General features: G+C 47.9%; 3 protein-coding genes. 2 read left to right on the top strand and 1 reads right to left on the bottom strand.

From position 1 onward, the window contains the following. The coding region (locus tag H6S82_RS27235; protein WP_191057035.1) for a cytochrome c oxidase subunit II at positions 1-925 on the bottom strand (925 nt) is incomplete at its 3' end. 613 nt (positions 926-1538) lie between these two features. Here H6S82_RS27235 and H6S82_RS27230 point away from each other — a divergent pair. Continuing rightward, positions 1539-2468, top strand: a complete 930-nt coding sequence (locus H6S82_RS27230) for a heme A synthase (protein ID WP_190464256.1) — start codon at positions 1539-1541, stop codon at positions 2466-2468. A gap of 82 nt (positions 2469-2550) precedes the next feature. Then, a partial coding sequence (locus tag H6S82_RS27225) for a UbiA family prenyltransferase (protein ID WP_199317972.1) occupies positions 2551-2799 on the top strand: 249 nt, incomplete at its 3' end.

Below are 2799 nucleotides of genomic sequence, written 5' to 3'. Positions count from 1 at the left end.
CTGCGTAGGGAGCTAAAAATTCACCAGTTGACATTTCTTGCGGGTTTAGGGCCACAATCCGATTCAAGTTATCGGAATTAGCAACTTCTTGCTGACTTTGAATCCAGGCATTAAATTCTTCTGGTGTCTCGACAATCACCTGGGTTTTCATACTGCCATGATAGCCACCGCAGAGTTCGGCACAAATCACTGGGTAGGTGCCAACTAACTTGGGAGTAAATTGCAATTGCGTTGTTCTACCTGGTATTGCATCTTGCTTGATGCGGAATTCGGGTACCCAGAAGGCATGGATCACGTCGTTGGCTGAAATGTTGAGTTTGACATGGTTTCCGGCGGGGACGTGCAGTTCGCCAGATACGACGCCACTATCGGGATAGTTAAAAATCCAGGCAAACTGCAAACCGGTAACCTCAATTTCCAAGTCTGGGACTGGGCTTTGTGCTGGGGTAGCGCCAACGCCTTCTGCAATTTGGGTTGCGGGTTTATCTGTCTGGTTTAAGGTGGCGGCGATCGCAGATCCTGGCATTTTCATCGCTTGCTGCTGTGGCATACCGTGAGCGGCCATCGGGTCTAAGCCGCCCATAGCGTTGTAAACTTCAAAGCTGTAGACTCCAATGACCAGGATAATTATCGCGGGAATTCCTGTCCAGAGTATTTCCAGGGGAACGTTGCCGTGCATCGGCGCTCCATCTGTGGTGTCACCCGGACGCCTGCGAAACTTAACGACGCAATAGATAATTACGCCTTCAACGATGAGAAACAAACCTGTGGAGATGGTCATCATCATATTGAATAACCCATCTACCAAAGATGCTTCTTCTGAGGCTGCTTCTGGCAGTAGGCCATGATTCTGACCGAACCAGAGACTGACGAGGGTCAGTGCTATACCGGCTAGTAGAGTTGAAATGTTACTTGGGATTTTCACGGCGATTTAGGATTTATTGCACAACTGCTTGACTTTCGATCGCGGCTGATGTCAAGAAGCAGGTTGGCCCATCAAGTATTGAAAAGGCTGTCAGCCTTGATTTTAGACAAGCAAGCATTTGTTTTTTAGTATCGATTCCCTTACCAAGGTAAAACAGGGGTCGATAAAGGTGGAGTTTGATAGGCCACTTTTTCAATATTTCTTTGGGATCGCTGCAATTGACAACACAACAATCAAAAGGGGGAAAGGCAAGGGTAATCGGAATGGAAAAATGATTTTAAATTAGCCTTTATTGCTTACGCCTTACCCTTTTCCCTTCTTTGGTAAGCCTATCTGTCAAATAGTGTTTGACGCTATCGATGCTAGCGAACTGGTGATTTTAACGTATGTCCTACATTTGTTACAGCATCTTTTGCCACAATTACGTCTATCAAAATACATAAAGATTTTATAAGTAAAAAATACCTAAAGGTTTTTTGCTTAACCGGATTATGTCGTTACAGTAATACCTAGAGCCATTCATTGCATTGAATGCGATGAATGGCTCAGAATGAGCAGATGCTCATAATTTGCTTAACACGCACAGAAAGTGATTAACCCGAAGGTAGAGCTCATGGCGGACACTGTGTTGCATCAGGATGAAAGCACTTTTGTTGCCACCCCTGTAGATTTTATCCGTCGCTTTGTGTGGAAAATCGCGATCGCCACACTGCTGTTGATGGCAGTAGGCAGCGCCACGCGGGTGATGAATGCCGGGTTGGCTTGCCCTGACTGGCCGTTGTGCTACGGTCAGTTAGTACCCAGCCAGCAGATGAACCTACAGGTGTTCCTGGAGTGGTTTCACCGATTGGATGCGGCTTTAATCGGCGTCAGCGCGATCGCTCTGGTTGGTATCTCGTGGTGGTATCGGCGTCAGTCACCGCCTTGGCTACTTTGGGCCTCTGCGTTCGCCCTCTTTTTGATAATTTTCCAAGGTATCCTTGGGGGACTCACCGTTACCGAACTGCTGCGGTTTGATATTGTCACCGCTCACCTGGGAGCAGCTTTGTTATTTTTCACTACGCTGATAGTGATTGGCGTGGCTCTCTTACCCTACGAAGCCACCGGCACCGTCGGTAACTTAGCGTGGGTAAGCTTAAGCGCCGCAATTTTAGTTTACGTACAATGCCTTTTGGGCGGATTGGTGGCATCTCGCTGGGCGCTGCACCAGTGCTTTGGCGCATCGCAGTTATGTGCTGTGATGAATAGCCACATTGCCGGTGTAGTTCCACCCACTTTGGCAACTTTGGCTGTAGTAATTCTGACATGGCGAACACCGGCAGTACACTCCACTGTCCGATTGCTGGCTAACAGTGCTGGTGTTTTGCTGCTATGTCAAATTGCTCTTGGCGTGGCAACTTTCCGCTTGCACCTCCAGGTAGAACCGCTGACAGTTACTCACCAAGCAGTCGGTGCGGCATTACTGGGATCTTTGGTGGCGCTGACAGTTTTGACGTGGCGCGATGTCTTGAGTACACGTCGTCTTCAGCGATCGCCAGCCTAATCGGGTCATTGGTTAGTAGTTAGTCGTCAGTCGCGTTACTAACTATTAACAACTGACAATTAGCAAAGGACTAACAGAATTCATGCAAGAAATTATTGCTACTGGGGTTTCCCGTCACCATCAAAACTTCAAAGAAGTAATACATAGTTACTATCAGCTGACGAAACCCCGGATTATTCCCCTGCTGCTAATTACAACAGCAGCTAGTATGTGGATGGCATCGGCAGGACGGGTAGATCCGCTGTTATTGCTGGTAACGCTTACAGGTGGTACTCTGGCAGCAGCTGCGGCTCAAACGCTCAACTGCATTTACGATCGCGATATCGATTAT

This window comes from Planktothrix sp. FACHB-1355, from assembly GCF_014748295.1.
GTDB classification, from domain to species: domain Bacteria; phylum Cyanobacteriota; class Cyanobacteriia; order Cyanobacteriales; family Aerosakkonemataceae; genus Aerosakkonema; species Aerosakkonema funiforme_A.
This window is presented reverse-complemented; position numbering and strand designations above follow the sequence as displayed.